At 33.5% G+C, this 17,449-nt stretch carries 13 protein-coding genes; 5 read left to right on the forward strand and 8 right to left on the reverse strand.

Going from position 1 to position 17,449, the window contains the following annotated elements; translation table 11 throughout:
* Positions 1-58: 58 nt before the first annotated feature.
* Positions 59-3,433, reverse strand: coding sequence for a CHAT domain-containing protein (locus tag AAFU52_RS07340; protein ID WP_438425977.1), 3,375 nt, complete (start codon positions 3,431-3,433; stop codon positions 59-61).
* A gap of 689 nt (positions 3,434-4,122) precedes the next feature.
* On the opposite strand from AAFU52_RS07340, the gene AAFU52_RS07345 reads away from it, so the two are divergent.
* Positions 4,123-4,359, forward strand: coding sequence for a GIY-YIG nuclease family protein (locus AAFU52_RS07345; RefSeq protein WP_438425978.1), 237 nt, complete (start codon positions 4,123-4,125; stop codon positions 4,357-4,359).
* 293 nt (positions 4,360-4,652) lie between these two features.
* Here AAFU52_RS07345 and AAFU52_RS07350 read toward each other — a convergent pair whose 3' ends face one another.
* Positions 4,653-5,165, reverse strand: a complete 513-nt coding sequence (locus tag AAFU52_RS07350; RefSeq protein WP_152538425.1) for a hypothetical protein — start codon at positions 5,163-5,165, stop codon at positions 4,653-4,655.
* 300 nt (positions 5,166-5,465) lie between these two features.
* Here AAFU52_RS07350 and AAFU52_RS07355 point away from each other — a divergent pair, with 300 nt between their 5' ends.
* Complete coding sequence (locus AAFU52_RS07355) at positions 5,466-5,870, forward strand: hypothetical protein (protein WP_024768340.1); 405 nt, start codon at positions 5,466-5,468, stop codon at positions 5,868-5,870.
* A 65-nt stretch (positions 5,871-5,935) separates the two neighbouring features.
* Here the strand turns inward: AAFU52_RS07355 and AAFU52_RS07360 are convergent, their stop codons facing one another.
* A complete protein-coding gene (locus AAFU52_RS07360) occupies positions 5,936-6,895 on the reverse strand; it encodes an OmpA/MotB family protein (RefSeq protein WP_024768341.1) in 960 nt (319 codons plus the stop codon).
* A gap of 48 nt (positions 6,896-6,943) precedes the next feature.
* The gene (locus tag AAFU52_RS07365) at positions 6,944-7,708 is read right to left on the reverse strand and encodes an exodeoxyribonuclease III (protein ID WP_024768342.1); all 765 of its coding nucleotides are present in this window, start codon (positions 7,706-7,708) and stop codon (positions 6,944-6,946) included.
* 147 nt (positions 7,709-7,855) lie between these two features.
* On the opposite strand from AAFU52_RS07365, the gene AAFU52_RS07370 reads away from it, so the two are divergent.
* Positions 7,856-8,224 carry a hypothetical protein gene (locus AAFU52_RS07370; protein WP_438425979.1) on the forward strand — a complete coding sequence of 123 codons (369 nt, stop codon included), beginning with the start codon at positions 7,856-7,858 and terminating at the stop codon, positions 8,222-8,224.
* Positions 8,225-8,229: 5 nt separating this feature from the next.
* Here AAFU52_RS07370 and AAFU52_RS07375 read toward each other — a convergent pair whose 3' ends face one another.
* From AAFU52_RS07375 to AAFU52_RS07385, 3 genes are all read right to left on the reverse strand, one after another.
* Positions 8,230-11,217, reverse strand: a complete 2,988-nt coding sequence (locus AAFU52_RS07375; protein WP_438425980.1) for a GEVED domain-containing protein — start codon at positions 11,215-11,217, stop codon at positions 8,230-8,232.
* Between the two features lie 230 nt (positions 11,218-11,447).
* Complete coding sequence (locus tag AAFU52_RS07380) at positions 11,448-12,983, reverse strand: glycine--tRNA ligase (RefSeq protein ID WP_024768345.1); 1,536 nt, start codon at positions 12,981-12,983, stop codon at positions 11,448-11,450.
* Positions 12,984-13,159: 176 nt separating this feature from the next.
* Positions 13,160-14,041: a hypothetical protein gene (locus tag AAFU52_RS07385; protein ID WP_024768346.1), complete on the reverse strand. Its 882-nt coding sequence runs from the start codon at positions 14,039-14,041 to the stop codon at positions 13,160-13,162.
* Positions 14,042-14,114: 73 nt separating this feature from the next.
* Here AAFU52_RS07385 and AAFU52_RS07390 point away from each other — a divergent pair, with 73 nt between their 5' ends.
* Entirely contained in the window at positions 14,115-14,795 is a 681-nt protein-coding gene (locus AAFU52_RS07390; RefSeq protein ID WP_024768347.1) for a ComF family protein, read from the forward strand.
* A 178-nt stretch (positions 14,796-14,973) separates the two neighbouring features.
* Positions 14,974-16,587 (forward strand): Ig-like domain-containing protein, encoded by a 1,614-nt coding sequence (locus AAFU52_RS07395; RefSeq protein ID WP_438425981.1) that lies wholly within the window; start codon positions 14,974-14,976, stop codon positions 16,585-16,587.
* On the opposite strand, the gene AAFU52_RS07400 is transcribed toward AAFU52_RS07395, so the two are convergent.
* A complete protein-coding gene (locus AAFU52_RS07400) occupies positions 16,579-17,361 on the reverse strand; it encodes an amidohydrolase (RefSeq protein WP_024768349.1) in 783 nt (260 codons plus the stop codon). The two genes, AAFU52_RS07395 and AAFU52_RS07400, sit on opposite strands and share 9 nt — an antisense overlap.
* Between the last annotated feature and the right edge of the window lie 88 nt (positions 17,362-17,449).

Consider the following 17,449-nt stretch of genomic DNA (forward strand, 5'->3'; position numbering starts at 1 on the left):
TTGACAGTGCCTGTACTAGGCCCTTCGACAAGCTCAGAACAGACCTGTTGAAGTATATTTATAATTTTACATTCCCATTTTTCCTTCTATGCAAAAATATCATCAAAAGCATGATTCCTACAACACCTAATCCTAAAACCCAATATAGTTGGGTATCGTTATTAAACTGCATTGCAGTAGTATCACCTACCAGGTAAAATCCTCCCCAATAAAAAGGATCGGTGCGGTTTATATTAGCAGTGCTCAGGTACTGTAGTTTAGCTTGCTGTAAGGCTTTTCCTTTATGCATTCCTGCTTTGAGATTGGTATAGAAATATTTCATTAACTCTGGAGTCGTTTGATCTGATACCTCCCAGCTGGTGAGTAACAAACTTTTGGTTCCTGCATACTGAAAAGCAGTCCCCAAACTCATAATCCCTTCTCCTTTGGCAATCTTACCACTACCCGTATTACAGGCACTAAGTACGGTGAGTTCTGCAGGGATATCCAGAGCGAACAGTTCATGGCTATAGAGCAGGTTGTCTTCTATGGTGTCTTTACTCTTGGTAAAATAGAGTTTAGAGTTCTCTGGGCGTTCATTATCTACCTCTCCATGTAGTGCTAGGTGTAAGATGTTGTATTGACCTGCATTGCTCTTAAAATTAGCTTCTATAGCTTGTGATCCAAAATAGTATTGCCCATCGATGATATCAGAAATAGCTTTGATCTCTTTACGGGTTCCTGGTAGATCACCACCAGTATCTCTTAGTGTAGCCATACTCATTGTACGGGTTTCTGTAGTTTGAGTACTATCTGAAAAAGAAAACGCCAGACATTCTTGTAATGGTTTAGTTGTCAAATCACTTTTAAAAGTAGTAAACAACAGATTTGCAGAATTGGCATAAGTAACCGCATATTTCTTAAGTAAATACGATAAGAGAGCTGGATTATTAGAATCGTCTTTTTGAGTGAGCAATAACTCAAAGTTAAGATGCCATAGCGGTCCATCGGGGATTATGATCAATTGATCCCCGACTAATTTATCTTTAACCGGTGCTATAAGTGTATTATACAAAGCATATGCTTGTTGTTTATATGCTCCTGTGTTTTTGGCAATAATACTTTTACGAAATGCCTCGATTTGCTCGGTAAGTTTTGGAGTCGATAGTTCTTGTACACTAATATCATGTTTAGAAATCGTAAAAGCATAGGTGATACTATCTGCAGTAAAGTATTCTAATAAAGTAGTTTCTTGATCTAACTTTTTTTGAATATCGACAATTGAAATTACTTTGTCATTATACTTTAAATGGTAATATTTAGGGTAGTTCTTTTCTAATACCTCATTTAATGAATCTTGCTTCCTGTTTATACTAAATAATTTATTTTTGAATTCTATTAATTTACTTGATTCAGATTTTTCTTTTTGGATTTTTGATTGATAATAGGATCTGTCAATTTTTAATTTTTTTTCGAATTTTATTATCTTTTCAGGTAATCCTGAAAACCTTTTAGAATCATTATTAATCAATTCTATTAAAGTGTTTGCTTTACTTTTTTCAGAAAAATAAAGAACATCTTGTAAATCTAAAATATCATTATTGTACAGCAACAATGATCCTTCTATTGCAATCTTATTAATATCTTTAGCCTTTTTAGAAAAAAATACTTTGTCCTTGTAATTCGTATTATGAAACCTTGCAAAACGTATCAAAGAATCCGAAATTTTACATTGTTTCTGGCTTTTCAAAAGGTTATTCGTATTCAAACTTTTTCTGTATGCCAATAAATATGCTTTAGCTTGCCCTTCATAAGAACTCAATAAAATACTATGATTCAAAAAATTAGAAAACTTTACTTCTGTTGAAGAATTAGATCTTTGGTTTGATCCAACTGCTTTTTTGAAGTTAGAAATAGCCAAAATATAGTTATCATTAGCCAAATTAGCATTTCCTATTAGGTTGTAAATATGAGATACTCTAGGGTTATTTTCTCCATATTCACTAATTCTTATTTCTAAAGCATCTTGAAGGTATTTTAAGGCAAGATCTATATTCTTACCTCTAGTATATAATTGACCTATTTCTTTATAACTATTGGCAAGAGATACATGACTTCCTTTATATCTTTTGTTTTTAATCTTTAGGGATTTCATGAAAAATTGAAGCGCTTTATCCTTTTCATCTTTAAGCATATATACTGTTCCTAAGTTATTATAACCATCTGCAATAGCGATATGACTTTCCCCATAAACTTTTTCTTTTAAATCAATTGACTTTTTTAAACACTCTATTGCTTTTATATAGTTGTCCATTTCTATATAAATAAGCCCCATTTTGTTATAAATAAAAGCAAACTCTCTATCGTCTTGATTGTTTTTTTCTAATAGACGAATGATTCTCCGATTGAAGTCAAGAGCCATATTCAAACGCCCTGTAAAATAATATATACTGGCAAGATTATAATAAACAAGATAAAGGTCTAAGTGATCCTCTCCTAACTCCTTTCGGATCATTTTCGAAGTCTTCACTAATATTTCTGACGCCAGGTCATAAAACCCTTGTTCTTTGTATGAATTGGCCAGATTAACATTAACTTTTCTTAGTTTTAAATGGCCTTCACCAAAAAAAGATTTTTCAATAGCTAATACTTTATTTTGATACTTGATTGCAGTATCGATTTCTCCCTTAATATAATGATATATTCCCAATTTACTAATAGAAGAACTTGTTTGCAAATTGTTTTCGCCAAAATATTTTTTCCTGATGTTAAGACTTTTTTCAAAATTATCACGTGCTTGTTCGAAATTCCATTTTCGGAGATGATAATGCCCCTTTATATCATAGATATCTGCTATTTTATAATGACTAGATCCATGATGTTTAGTAATTAAAGCAAGTGCCTTTTCAACATTTTTTCTTACGTCTTCATACTTACCTTTATAAATATTTATCCTGGCCAAATTAATATAGAAATTGTATAAATCTGAAGGGTATTGAAAAGCTAGTTTTTCTCGAATGTTTAATGCTTTTTTATAATATTCTTCGGCTTTTTTATTATTGGATTTTATGTAATAATAATAATCTCCTAAATTATCCAGAACTTTTGATTTTTGCTGATCTAATTTATGAGTATTACATAAAGACAATGCCTGTCGCATAGAAGACATTGCCTTTTCATCTTCAATTAAAAAGATGTAGTTTGATGACAATCCGTTATAACAAGCTACAACACGTTCCTGGGCTTTGGCTTTTTCATAAATAGACAAAGCTTTTTTAAAATAAACGATAGAACTATCTGAATACCTATGTACCAATAACGAATCTGCTTTTTTATAGTATTGAAAAGCTAGCAAAGTATCATTTGTTACTTGTGCATGAGTAGCCTGTAACGATAAAACACACAAAATAATAGAGAAAAAGGAGGTTAGAAAAATCGATGCTAATTTTTTCATAAGAGAGCTTTGATCAATAAACGAAATTATAGTTTTATATTTTATCACATACATAGTTCTATCTCTTTAAAGAGAAGTGTACTGTTCTAAAAATAGATCATCTAATAAAAGTATGTTTCTCTATAGATGATCTTTGGGTAGGATTGATAACAAAGATATAGGTTTATATCGTCTCATTACTTATTTTTTATTCTTTGCTTGTCAACAGATTCGATGTAGCGTCTACTTTGTAATATGTAATTTTCGATAGAAAATTGTACTTCGACCAAGCTCAGCAGAGCTATAGAAGACAAGTGAATTTTTCATCAAAAGCCTAATTTCGATACAATTTTTCTCCATTTCATTCCGAAAAACCACTCAATTTGACGGCTTCTGATTAGCTTAAAAGTTATATCGGACTCACATTGCTAGGATTAACAAAAATATATAAACTTAGGACGATACCCCTTCGATAAACTCAGGACAGGCCTTGCCGAAGTACTATTTTGCTTCACTATGTTTCACAAAACACTCGATCCGACAATAGTACTTCAATCATCACAATGTACCCTATTGTCTCTTCGAGTGGTTTATTTGTAGTGGTAACGGAAAATAAATTGTATCGAGAAGCGTTTCAATTTGTAATTTTACTAAAGTGAAAATTTATTACGCATATATTAAAATGCTCGGATAAAACTTATTATACAGGAGTGACTTCTAATCTTGAAAAAAGATTATTTCAGCATCATTCGGGATGCTATAAGAATTCTTATACCTCATCAAGAAGACCAGTACATTTAGTTTTTTACTGTGAGTTTACCGACATTAATATCGCTATTGAAAAAGAAAAACAAATTAAAAAATGGTCTAAATCAAAAAAAGAAGCATTAATAAATAATGAGTATGATATGCTTCCAAATTTAAGCAAGAAGCGTTTCGGTAAGTGATCAATTCTCGATACATTTTGCTTCACTATGTTTCACAAAACACTCGAACAGACAATAGTACTTCAATCATCACAATACGCCTACTCTCTCATCGAGTAATTTTATCATTAGCGATAGCGGTTGATAAAATTGTACTTCGACAGGCTCAGCAGAGCTATCGAGATGCAATACAACCTAATTACCACAATTGGGTCTCGATAGTTCTACCGAGCTTGCCCAGACATGTTTTTCGCCAAAATATTGATTTACACCGCCTGTGACTCGAATTTACTGGAATATAGAAACAATTCATGCTATGGTTTATTCACTTTTTTGGCGATACCACATTTTCTCCGAACAGTTCTTTCGGCGAGGGCTGCGACATTTCTGGCCCGATCCTCAGAGCCTCCGTCTTTAATAACCTCATTATATATTGTTTTGTTTTCTATAAGACCACGTAGGATACAGGTAAACCCTGGGCTGTCTTTACCTCTAAAAGGATTCTTTTTTTTGGGTTTTGCGATCAACTCCCCGAACAAGCGATCTTTTAATACTTTATCTTTTTGGACTTCTACTACCAACGTATATAGGACATTTTGATCTTCTGGATCCATATCATTTACCTTATCCAAGGCATTGGAATATTCATCATTGGTGAAATTAAAATATTCATAGATGTCTAAGTAGTTGTTTTCTCCTTTTTCATCTTCCTGCACCTCTTCTTCACTTTGTATTTCTTCTTCATTCTGGTACCCTTCTTCGCTTTCCTGGCTTACTCCTTTGATCATGGATACTATTAATATTACAAAAATGGGTAGCCTCTTCATTTGTTCTAAAGTTTTAAATTAATTGGTATAATAAACGTTTGGTAACGTCCTTTTGTTACTTGCTTTCCTTATTTTTATATTTTTATATAAAAACAGTATGCTTTTTCATTATATGCATAATTAAGGATTTTATTTTTGTTTACTAAATACGTGGCATGCTTTTTGGTTTTTATCAAATAAATTACCTATTTTGAGGCAATTTTTAAGGTTATTTTAACAATAAAATAAATTTTATCACGTTCTGATAACCGGTGTAATTAACCTATAAACTATAATACATTATTTTAACACCCAAACATTATGAAAAAATTATTTCTACTTGCATTTGTACTATGCGCAGGATTATCACTTCAAGCTCAAGAAGATTGGAAAACCCAAAAAGTTGTATTTGATAGGGTATACTCCTTAGCTACTGATCTTGGTGAACAAACTGATAAAGTGGCTGCAGCAGGTAATGTGATTTCTGTTATTACTGGTAAAGGAACTATATCGGTACAAAAAAAATTAGATCCATCTAAACCTAAGCATTTAAATCACTTTGAATATCATCTATTGACTACTGCAGGTAAGGATATTTTATTAGATAAAATGAATGCTGAACGTGTGATTGAAACTTTTCATGCCAAGCTTTTAAAACTAAAGACATCATTAGCAGAGAATCAAGATGTTGATGTAGAGAATATTTTGAAGGATTTATTTAATTAAAATACAATTCTTTTTCAAACAAAAGAGCGACACAATGTGTCGCTCTTTTTATATTTAATTACTTCTTATATATCATTCAACAGCTTAGTGATTTCATCCAATTTTGGAGTTAGGATCACTTCTATTCGTCTGTTTTTACTTTTTCCTGTACTATTATCATTAGAGGCTACAGGGGCAAACTCTCCTCTACCAGCCGCAGTAATGTTTTGCGGGTCAATTTTCTGGTTTTGCAACAAAATATTTACAATGGCAGTAGCTCTCTTGGTAGACAAATCCCAGTTACCAGATAGCTGCCCATTTCCTGTATACGGTACATTATCGGTATGTCCTTCTATCAAAACAGCGATATCGGTATTATCACCCAATACTTTACCTAATTGTTTTACCGCTTTTTGTCCTTGGGCTCCTACTGCCCAACTACCAGATTCGAACAGTAGTTTGTTTTCCATAGAGATATAGACTTTACCATTACGCTCTTCTACAGTAAGACCTTTGCCTTCAAAATTTCGTAGTGCTTTGGATATTGCATTTTTAAGCGCCTGCATTTTGGCATCTTTGGCGGCAATCAATCCTTCTAATTCATCTACTCGTTTAGAACGAGAAGCCAGATCTCTCTGTAATGCATCCAAACGATTACGTTCTTCGGCCAGAGCTCTTTCTTTTTCTTCCAGTTGTTTTAGCAGTTCTCTGTTTTTCTTACTATTTGCTGCTATAGCCGCCGAACTGTTCTTCTCTAACGCATCATACGAATCTTTTAAGTTTTCATAATTGGCTTGTGCAGCATTATATTTTCCTTGTAAATCATCTCTTTCGGTTTTAACCTTTTGATATTCGGCATCTAATTGTTCTAATGCCTTTCTAGTGGCATCACTTGTTTTTTCTAAAGCTGCTAATTCGTCTTTGGTTTTACGATTTTCTCGCTTCAGACGGGCATACTTGCTTTCCAATTCTTTGTATACTTTAGAAGAAACACAAGAAGTCATAAGAGTACCAACAAGTATAACAGATACAATTCTTTTTATCATTTTATGTTGTTTATGGGGTTACTATATTTTTAATTTCGTCAACAAAATCTACACATCTAATTCGACTACAATAGGGCAATGGTCACTATGTTTGGCTTCTGATAGAATAACGGCTCTTTTTAAATTATCTTGTAAAGGTTGAGATACCATACCATAATCCAAACGCCATCCTTTATTATTCGCTCTGGCATTAGCTCTATAACTCCACCATGAATATTGATGTGGTTCTGTATTAAAATGCCTGAAAGAATCTATAAAACCACTATCCATAAAATTACCTATCCACTCACGCTCTACTGGCAAAAACCCTGATACTTTTTTATTACGTACTGGATCATGAATATCGATTGCTTTATGACAGATGTTATAATCTCCTAGTATCACCAGGTTGGGATGCTCTTTTTTTAATTCATTTATATAGGTTTGAAAATCTGCCATATATTTTAGCTTATGTTCCAAACGATCCATATTGGTGCCACTGGGTAGGTATAAACTCATTACCGATACTCCATTAAAATCAGCTCTCAGGTTACGACCTTCAAAATCCATATAATCAATCCCGGTACCATACTCTACATGATCAGGTTTCGTTTTTGATAGAATAGCAACACCACTATATCCTTTTTTCTGAGCACTGTACCAGTAATTATGTGGATATCCGGCTTCTGAAAACAGATCGAGATCTAACTGTTCTTTATTTGCTTTTATTTCCTGAAGACAGATCACATCGGGGTCAGTTTGCTGTAACCATTCTAAAAACCCCTTGTTTATTGCTGCTCTAATTCCGTTTACGTTATAGGAGACGATTTTCATTGAATTGTGGTTTAAATTTTAGTAAAAATAAAAAATGAAGTGTCATATCGATACATTTTAATCATCTATTATGAATTTAAATTGGTATATAAATCCCATCATATTGTAATAATTTTTTATGATCTTTATAGTAAACAACCACAAATCATGAAAAACATGCTTAAAATGGCCTGCTTGCTTCTACTATTTAATGCATACAATTGTGTTCCTGCAAAGAGAGTAGATGCTAAGAATACTTCGGATTCAAAAAGTGGCACTCAACTTATAACATCAAAAGAAATGGTAGAAAAAGGGTTTAGCAAAGGCACCATAGTGAGTAGTAAATCTGAAGGGTGTCCTTATATTCTAAATGTTGAAGAATATAAAGATAATCTGGATCCTATTAATCTTAGTGAGTTTTTTAAAGCCGAGGTTCCCAAACATGTTTGGGTAAAATTTGGCAGCCTTAGAATGGCAAGTAGATGCAACAATGCTCGTCCGGTTTCTATTACAGAAATCAATACACGTAAAGAATAAGTGTATTATTGTACAACAAACCTCGTAGCGTCTGCTTTTCTATTGTTACCAAATCGTGCAAAATAGACTCCTGATCTCGCATAGGACATATCTAAATCGTATACAAATCTACCATTAGCATCTTTTCTCACTATATTAGAAACGATAACTTGTCCTAGAATGTTAAAAATATAAAGTCTCGTTTCAGTTTCTGAGCCTGAGTCTGATTTGGTGATCAAGAATTGATTATCGGGTTCTGTAATTACAATCAATCCGGTATCCAGTTCTTTATTTTCTCCTAACTCTACTGTATAATCATGGGTCGTACCAAAGTCCATCGAACCACATGAATTATTAAGAGGGGCTCCACTATTGGTATTAACATCACCTGCACGAATCCTAAGCAAATGGCTTCCTAACACAGCATCGGCAGCAATTGATATAGTGAACTCCTGATCTGTATTAGCAGCTTCAATAATCTGGTTATCTACCAACAATTCTGATTCTTCAAAAACAATATTGTCATTATAATCAATCCACATAGATACTCGCTCTGATCCATTATTGTCTGCAAACCCTGTTTGTACGGTTAATGTATAGTTTCCTATAGATCGATTTAAATTGATGGTAAAATCATTCCTGAAATCCTCATACCCTGTATCACAAGTAATTTGAGTATTCGTAACATTTGCCAATTCGAAAGACTTAATTCCGTCCTCAAATCGAGTGCAATTTGATGTTGGTCTACAAAACGTTCTTTCTATTGTTCGGGTAATCATATCGTTCCCCGTATTCTCATCTGTAGCTAAAGCTGTTCCTAATTGAAATTCGAAAGTTCCTGTTCCTGTAATATCTACCAAAGTGGTAAATGTATAACTTGCTTCTGCTTGTGGTTGCAAGGTGCCTGTAAAAACTTCTTCTATTCTGGTTCCGTTATTTAAAGTATAAAAAACCGGAATATTAGTTTGCGCAGTAGAACCAAAATTATACAATGTAACTGTAATTGCTTCTTCAGAAGCTGTAATTCCACTATCAGGAGCGGGGGATAATAATTCTCCTACTCCTACATCAATAGGAAATAAATTATTGAGTGTTACTTCGCTACAATCATTTTCTGGATTAGTATCTCCCGCCGCATTAGTTTCTGCTGTTATAGTATATACTCTTTCTGTACTAAGATCTGCATTGGTAGCAAATGAAAAGGAAGCTGTTCCTAACGGAGCTATAGGACCTGCTAATAACTCATTAACTACTGGCCCTCCATTAATAGAGTATGTAACCTGAATATTACTTTGAGCTGTAGATCCAAAATTCTTAACTGTTACAGTAATGTTTTCAGAATTGGTAAAAGTAGCATCATTTCCTGGGGTATCTATACTTACTACTCCCACATCGGTAGTAACTGTACCAGCCACTTTAAAAACACCTACTACATTTCTTGAGTTGTCTCCTGTATTTTCAAAATATTCTGCAATGTGCCAAAATGTTTGATCATCAACAGGGTCTACAGTAAGTTGCGCATAATCTCCATATCGTTGCGGATCTCCTTCGCGTTGTATATCGGTTCCTATTTTGATATCTTGTTCTGCTATAGTCATTGTTCCTAATGGGTCACCTGCAAGTCTACCAGTATATCGAATTGAGGCAAAACTATCTGCACTTGCTCCGGTACTGGTTGTACCCATTGTAGTATATCCCATACCAATATTACCATAAATATCCATAGCCATACTCCCGCACCATGCACTTTTACCATCGGGAGAGGTATAGGTTCCTTCTTGAAATACAGTCCAGGGTTGACCATCTCCACTTTGTCGTAGTTCATACCAACGTATTCCTGCTACATCATCTGCATCTGCATCTATATCTACTACATGATTAAGTACTACAGAGTTATAATTACAAAACCTCCTGTAATTACTGGCAAACATAACTGCACCTTGCAATGCATCAATATTTCGATCACTACCTGGTTGTGGTAAGTTACCAAAAGACCCACCATCAAAAGTAGAGTCAAAAATTGTTACTGCAAGCTCTTCGGCCTCTGTAATTGTTGATTGACTGGGAGAAACCCAGTCTACATCAATTTTCCATAGTTTTAAAATATCCTGATCGACACCTTCCCATTCATCATCCTGAAAATAAACAATTCTCGCATCACCATCGGGAGGTAACGTTTTTCCTAAAGCATTAAATGATGCCGGGCTGTAAAACCCACCTATTCTAGCTCCTGGAAGCGGAAAACCTACCATTTTTACATTTTCTTCAGCTGCTCCCTGTAGCATTTTTTCTCTTTCGATCACAAACACGATTTCACTGGTTTGTACCGAATTCTGATCTTTATTTGCCGTTACATAGTATCCATCAGACCAAATTGAAAATTTTGTGTAATCAGGAAATCCTTCTGTATTAAATCTATATGTAAACCATCCATCATTTACAGGGTCTGGCCCTTGACCTACAGCTACCAAAAATCCGTTTGGAGTATTAGAAAACTGAGTAATCACAAATCGATCTGCAAAACTATCATAAAATACAATTGGATCTCCAAGAGTTTCTCCTGGGAATATATTGGCTAATGATGATGAAGCCACTAACTCATTACCACTTCTATCGTGTATTGCAAAAGCAAAGTTTTTGGCACTTACATAATGATTAGGACCAACAGCTCCTGTAGGATCTGAAGGAGCTCTATTGCTAGAATTTACCTCAAATGTAAGAGAAGGAGCTTTACCAGCTCTCATCATCTGATTGCTCTTTTGTTTTGCAAGTAAAGGATCCATTCCTTTTGGAAAACCTTTTCCCGGAACAATCTTATTCGCATCTGTTCTTCTAGGATTAATCTTACCTTCTCTTGATTCACCAGGTAATAATTTTTTTCCTGCCAATGGCTCTATTGCCCTCATATAAGCAGCAGTAGTTACCATACTAGCATTCATGGTTTCTTTCTTTTGCGAAAATCCTATGGCAACAAAAAACAGAAAAGAAACTACTACAATTTTCTTTAATAACATAAGCAATAATTTATATTAAGATCTGGCTCTTTACTTAGAGACTAAAATACAATTAAACTTCAAAATACGATAACCATAAGGCACTTTATCCTTAGTATTGATAAAAAAACGGTTAATTTTAAAAAAAATTATCAATAATTGTCAATGATTATATCTTATCTATGTTTTTATTAAAATAAAAAAGCTGCCTCATAATGAAGCAGCTTTATCATGGAAAACCTATCCCAAAATTATTTTAACCAATACTCGGCATCTGTCTTTTCAGAAATGATGGCTTTAAGCTCTGTAATCGCCACTCGTTTCTGCTCCATAGTATCTCGATCTCGTATCGTAACCATGTTATCTTCTTTAGTATCATGATCTACTGTGATACAAAATGGGGTACCATTAGCGTCTTGTCTTCTATATCGACGTCCAATAGCATCTTTTTCGTCATAAATGACATTAAATTTCCATTTTAGATCATCAACAATCTGTTCTGCGATCTCTGGCAGGCCATCTTTTTTAACCAAAGGAAGTATTGCTGCTTTTACTGGCGCAACAACTGCAGGTAGTTTCAATACCACCCTACTGCTACCATCTTCTAATTCTTCATCTTGTAATGCGGTAGAGAATACAGCTAGGAACATTCTGTCTAATCCAACCGAAGTTTCAACAACATAAGGAACATAGCTTTCTTTTAACTCTGGATCAAAAAATTGTAATTTTTTACCTGAGTGTTCTTCATGGGCTTTAAGATCAAAATCTGTTCTAGAGTGAATTCCTTCTAATTCTTTAAATCCAAATGGAAAATCAAACTCAATATCGGCTGCGGCATTCGCATAGTGTGCTAGTTTATCATGATCATGAAAACGATAGTTCTCTTTACCTAATCCTAGTGATAAATGCCAGTTTAATCGGGTTTCTTTCCAGTATTCGTACCATTTCATTTCTTCACCAGGACGTACGAAGAATTGCATTTCCATTTGTTCAAACTCCCGCATCCTAAAGATAAACTGGCGCGCTACGATCTCATTTCTAAATGCTTTTCCGGTTTGGGCAATTCCAAACGGTATTTTCATTCGTCCCGTTTTCTGAACATTCAAGAAATTCACAAAAATACCTTGAGCGGTCTCTGGTCTTAAGAATAAATCGGTAGCAGATTCTGCAGATGCTCCTAATTTAGTACCAAACATTAGGTTAAATTGTCGCACCTCTGTCCAGTTTTTAGAACCAGTCTCTGGATCAGCAATTTCTAATTCTTCTATTAATGCCTTTACATCTGCAAGATCTTCGTTATCCAAAGATTTTGCCATACGCTGTATAACCTCTTCTTTTTTAGAAAAGTATTTTACCACTCTCGGGTTAGTAGCTACAAATTGAGCTTCATCAAAGTCATCTCCAAAACGTTTTTTTGCTTTAGCGATTTCTTTTTGAGCCTTTTGATTAAGCTTCTCTGCATAATCCTCAATAAGTACATCGGCTCTATATCTTTTTTTAGAATCTTTATTATCAATAAGAGGGTCACTAAAAGCATCTACGTGCCCCGAAGCTTTCCAGGTTGTAGGGTGCATAAATATTGCAGCATCAAGACCAACAATATTCTGGTGCATATTTACCATGCTTTTCCACCAATATTCTCTTATATTTTTTTTAAGTTCTACTCCATTTTGACCATAATCATATACCGCACTCAGTCCATCATAAATTTCACTAGAACCAAAAATATACCCATACTCCTTAGCATGGGCAATAACCTTTTTAAATTTATCTTCTTGCTTTGCCATTGCGCAAAAATAACTGAATTTAAATGATTTGAAAACGAATCTGATTTTGTTTTTATTAAAATCTTCATCAGTTGCTAATGCAGGGGTTACTCATCGAAAGTAATTTCTGACAAAAGCATAAAAAAACCGTCATATTTTAAGCAATATGACGGTTTTTAATTCTGTATCTAAAAAAATTATCTTAGTTCAAACTGAGTGTTTGAGATCATTTTTGGTCCAGAGAATACATTTACAATATAGTTTCCTTTAACTAGTTCACCTTCTGCTGCATCTACTAATACACAAACATCCAGTGCTTCATTTTCATAGAATACTTTATTAGTTCCACTATAGGTAAGTGTAGCACTATCAAAGTTTATAGCTATTTTATCTCCTATCAAAACATTATCAGGATTAACTACCTGTACATAAAGGTTTTTATCTCCTTTTTCTGTTAATTTATTTGGTGCAAGTGTAAAACAAACTCTTACTTTTTCTGCTCTACTTGCTTTAGAAGTTGTTGATATTTTACCACTGTTACGTACACGTACTCCTTCTGCTTTGATATTTGCTGCCGTAAGCGCCGAACCTCTTTCTACAATATCAGCAAGTTTACTGTTTTGAGTTTGTAACGAATCTGATAAGATTATTCTTTTATTTAATGCAACAGAAGTACTATCTAAATCTGTAGTTAATTGCGTATTTGCAACCGTTAAACTATCTGCAAGCTTAAACAATCTTTCACGTTCCTTTTTAAGTTTACCTACTTCTCTTCTGTATCGAGAGATCAAAGCCAGATTAGCATCATTATCTTTTACACTATCTAATAAGACTACAATACGTTCTTTAGCCTTAAGTAAATGATCATCCATTACTTCATTAAGAGCAATAGCATTGTCATACTTTGTTATCAATTCTCCTAATTCACTTTCAATAAGATCCTTTTCTTGTTGCAAAATTGCTTTATTTTGCTTCTCTTCGTTGTAAAACTTATACGTAAATATCCCTAGAATAAGTAACAGTGCTCCTAGAACACCGATAAGAATCTTAAGGGTTAAGTTATTGTTTTGAGTTGTCATAATTAAGATTTATAATTTTTGATGGTTATTTTAATAGCTAAATATAATAATTAATGTTAATCTCCCTAATAAAATGCTAAGAGACTTAGCGTATTTATTCTATCCTATATATTGTGCTGCCTGTGACAGCCCTCTATATACTAATGAAAGGTTACTGTGCACTTCTTGCAGACACGAGCTTCCTTTGGGCAATTTCCATAACGTAAACGCAAAAAAAATTGAAAAAGTATTTTATGGTCGCGTCAAAATTGAAAATGCTACTGCTTTATTTGTATTTCATAAAGATAGCTTAGTACAAAATTTAATTCATAACTTAAAATATCGAGGAAGAGAAGAGATAGGAGAAGAGCTAGGAAAATGGCTCGGCGAGGAGTTAATTCAAACATCTGGATACCAGTTTATTGATTCTGTAATCCCAGTTCCTTTACACAAAAAGAGATTACAGGAAAGAGGATATAATCAAGTAGGAAAATTCGGAGTCGAAATTGCCAAAAAACTAAATGCCGAATATGTTGATTCTGTTTTGAAAAAAATTTCCTACAATAAAAAACAATCCAAACACGGAAGACTTAGCAGATGGATAAACACTGTTGAAACATTCGGGATTCAAAATGAGTCCTTACTTGTAAACAAGCATATTTTGTTGGTTGATGATATTGTTACAACAGGTGCAACAATAGAATCCTGTGTAAATGCGTTAAAATCTATTCCTGGTATCAAAATAAGTGTCGCCACAATAGCTATAACAGAGTAATTAGAATAAAGTCTGATATACAATAAATTTACATTTGAAACCTTTTATACAAGTGAGATTGATACAAAGTATTTCTATTTATATGCCAATTTTGAATTCGCTCTTAAATAGAATTTCATTAAGTTTTTTGTTTTTTAAATATAGTTGTTTCTTTGTGTCCTAAAATTATTGCGGAGATATGAGCAAAAGAATAAATATGATATTGCTTACCTTGGCGTCACTTGTCATCGTGGTTAGTTGTGCCAAAAAAGGTTCTATAACCGGTGGTCCTAAAGATGAGACTCCTCCGGTTTTTATAAAAGCTATGCCTCCCAATTTCTCTACAAATTTTGACAAAAACGAGATCAGAATTTATTTTGATGAATATGTAAAATTAAAAGATCCGCAAAAACAAATCATCGTTTCTCCTCCTATGGATCCTAAACCAACCATCACTCCTTTGGGAGGAGCCAGTAAATACATAAAAATTAAATTTCTTGACACCTTATTAGAAAACACAACCTATAGTATTAATTTTGGTGAAAGTGTAGTAGATAATAACGAAGAAAACCCTAATTCTTTTTTTAGATATGTTTTTTCTACAGGAGACTCTCTTGATTCTTTAAGTATAAAAGGTACTGTTGGTGATGCCATTCAAAAAAAGGTAGATCCTTATATTACAGTAGCTTTATATGAAATTGATGAAAACTACTCAGATTCACTAGTATATAAGACTGTTCCCAGATATATTACTAATACCTTAGATAGCTTAGCTTTTAGTCTGCATAATCTGAAAGAAGGAAAATTTAAACTCATTGCTTTAAAAGATGTTTCTAATAACTATATCTATGAACCTAAACAGGATAAAATAGGGTTTTATGAAGAGATAATATCACTTCCTGAAGATACCGCTAAAGTCTTTAATCTTAATATATTTAAAGAAACCCTGGATTTTAAAGCGCTAAATCCTAAACAAGTCTCAAAAAACAAATTTATTTTTCCATATGAAGGTGAAGTAGATAGTATGAAAATTAAGTTGCTAAGTGACGCACCAGATACATTTGAAACTCGAATCTTTCCCGATAAAAACAAAGATACATTGCACTATTGGTTTAGACCATTTTTTAAAGCTGATTCATTATTATTCGAAGTAACCAATGTCAAAAAATATCGAGATACTGTACTTACCAGATTTAAAGATCAGTATAAAGATTCTCTTGTAGTATCCTCTTATATTGGAGCTACACTTCCACCTAATAAAGATTTTGTTTTTACAGCAAATACCGCACTGGACAGCATTAATGAGCAACTCATCTCTCTAACTGATAAGGATACACTTGAGATTCCTTTTTCTATCAAATTAGATATCGCAAAAAATGAAGCACAACTAGCTTTTGAAAAAACAGAAAATAATGCCTACAGTTTACAGTTTTTGCCAGAAGCTATTAAAGATTTCACAGGCAATGTTAATGATACTATAAAAATCAATTTCCGGACAAAGAAATTAACCGATTACGGGACTATTTTCTTAACACTCCAAAAAGTAGAAGCTTATCCAATTTTGGTTCAAGTCACAAATGAAAAAGAAGAAGTGATTTCAGAAAAAAATGTGCAACGTCAGGAAACTTTGGTTTTTGATTATCTCGACCCGTCTAAATATTACATCAGAATCGTTTTTGACCGTAATAATAATGGTAAGTGGGACAGCGGTAATTTTTTAAAAGGAATACAACCTGAAGAAATCCGCTACTTTGCAGAACCAATAGATGTTAGAGCAAACTGGGAAATAAAACAAACCTTCACATTAGATTAATTTAAAATTATCTTTATCATCAAGAAAAGGTAATTTATTTCTTATTTTTTTAACATGAGAAATATCTAATGTTGCATATAAAATAGCTTCTCTCTCGACAGGGTTTTCTTCTAAAACCGAATCTCCTAAAACATTATATACTCCAGAGTGACCATTGTATTCATATCCTTTACCATCAAGACCAACACGATTTACCCCGATACAATAACACATATTTTCGATAGCTCTTGCTTTTAGCAATGCATCCCATGCATCAATACGAGGTTTTGGCCAACTGGCAACATATAACAATACATCATATCCCGAAGTATTTCTTGCCCATACCGGAAATCTGAGATCATAACAAATTAGAGGCTTAATTCTCCAACCTTTATATTCTATAATCACATCTTTTTGGCCTGCGGTAAAAACTTCTTGTTCTTTGGCTAGTGTAAATAACTGATGTTTATCATACATCTCATAAGTTTCATCAGGAAGCATAAAGACCAATCGGTTATAATAGTTTCCTTTTTCTTCAATAATAATACTTCCCACAATTGCACAATCCCCCGATTTGGCCATTTTCGCTAGCCATTGTAAAGTATCATCACCCATTTTTTCTGCTACTTCGATAGCATTCATTGTAAACCCTGTAGTGAACATTTCGGGTAAAATAATTAGATCTACTTTCTGGGATATCGAATTAATTTTTTGAGTAAAAGCTGCACGATTCTGTACTGGGTTTTCCCATGCCAGATGAGATTGGAGTAATACAATATCTAGAGTTTCTTTCATCTGTTTATACTATATTTAGAGATCAGATCTGTATTGAATAGATCAATACAAAATCACATGTAATTATTTCGTCGCCTAAAAATACTAA

The sequence above is a fragment of the Aquimarina macrocephali genome (genome assembly GCF_051627225.1).
Classification (GTDB): Bacteria; Bacteroidota; Bacteroidia; order Flavobacteriales; family Flavobacteriaceae; genus Aquimarina; species Aquimarina macrocephali.

Coding starts and splice junctions, on each gene's coding strand:
- AAFU52_RS07375 (WP_438425980.1), bottom strand. CDS start 11,217: ATGTTATTAAAGAAAATTGTAGTAGTTTCTTTTCTGTTTTTTGTTGCC.
- AAFU52_RS07370 (WP_438425979.1), top strand. CDS start 7,856: ATGAAAAACATGCTTAAAATGGCCTGCTTGCTTCTACTATTTAATGCA.
- AAFU52_RS07340 (WP_438425977.1), bottom strand. CDS start 3,433: ATGAAAAAATTAGCATCGATTTTTCTAACCTCCTTTTTCTCTATTATT.
- AAFU52_RS07350 (WP_152538425.1), bottom strand. CDS start 5,165: ATGAAGAGGCTACCCATTTTTGTAATATTAATAGTATCCATGATCAAA.
- AAFU52_RS07360 (WP_024768341.1), bottom strand. CDS start 6,895: ATGATAAAAAGAATTGTATCTGTTATACTTGTTGGTACTCTTATGACT.
- AAFU52_RS07400 (WP_024768349.1), bottom strand. CDS start 17,361: ATGAAAGAAACTCTAGATATTGTATTACTCCAATCTCATCTGGCATGG.
- AAFU52_RS07395 (WP_438425981.1), top strand. CDS start 14,974: ATGAGCAAAAGAATAAATATGATATTGCTTACCTTGGCGTCACTTGTC.
- AAFU52_RS07365 (WP_024768342.1), bottom strand. CDS start 7,708: ATGAAAATCGTCTCCTATAACGTAAACGGAATTAGAGCAGCAATAAAC.
- AAFU52_RS07355 (WP_024768340.1), top strand. CDS start 5,466: ATGAAAAAATTATTTCTACTTGCATTTGTACTATGCGCAGGATTATCA.
- AAFU52_RS07380 (WP_024768345.1), bottom strand. CDS start 12,983: ATGGCAAAGCAAGAAGATAAATTTAAAAAGGTTATTGCCCATGCTAAG.
- AAFU52_RS07385 (WP_024768346.1), bottom strand. CDS start 14,041: ATGACAACTCAAAACAATAACTTAACCCTTAAGATTCTTATCGGTGTT.
- AAFU52_RS07390 (WP_024768347.1), top strand. CDS start 14,115: ATGCTAAGAGACTTAGCGTATTTATTCTATCCTATATATTGTGCTGCC.